Below are 407 nucleotides of genomic sequence, written 5' to 3'. Positions count from 1 at the left end.
CCTCTATCACCGCGCCTTCTTCAAGCTTGAAGCGGATGAAACACGCTTCCATGTAACGCTGCACGTCGATCGGCGAGATATAGGTGCCACCCTGCGGTACAACCGTCACGAAACCTTCCTCCGCGAGGCGAATGATCGCCTCGCGCACCGGCGTCTTGCTCACATGCAACAACGCCGCGATTTCCTTTTCGGACAGAGCCCGACCCGGCAGCAGCTTCACTTCCACAATCAATTGGCGAAGCAACGCGTGGATCCGATTGGTCATGTTTCCCTCAACCGGCAAGTCCTGCGGCGTCACGAGATCGGACAGAGGCAAAGATGGGAATTCAACGGTTTTAGACATATCAATAACCAAACTGAGATATCAGAATCTAAGTTGGCATATCTGTTGATTTTTTGAAAGTCAA

The 407-nt window shown here is 52.1% G+C and carries 1 protein-coding gene; it reads right to left on the bottom strand.

All coding sequences use genetic code 11. From position 1 onward, the window contains the following. Window positions 1-343, bottom strand: a 343-nt coding sequence (locus EN807_RS32845; protein ID WP_246684507.1) for a GntR family transcriptional regulator, incomplete at its 3' end; no start/stop codon positions are given. Between the last annotated feature and the right edge of the window lie 64 nt (window positions 344-407).

It is taken from the genome of Mesorhizobium sp. M5C.F.Ca.ET.164.01.1.1, assembly GCF_004792125.1.
GTDB classification, from domain to species: Bacteria; Pseudomonadota; Alphaproteobacteria; order Rhizobiales; family Rhizobiaceae; genus Mesorhizobium; species Mesorhizobium wenxiniae.
The sequence above is the reverse complement of the archived record's forward strand: the minus strand, read 5'-3'. Positions and strand labels throughout refer to the sequence as shown.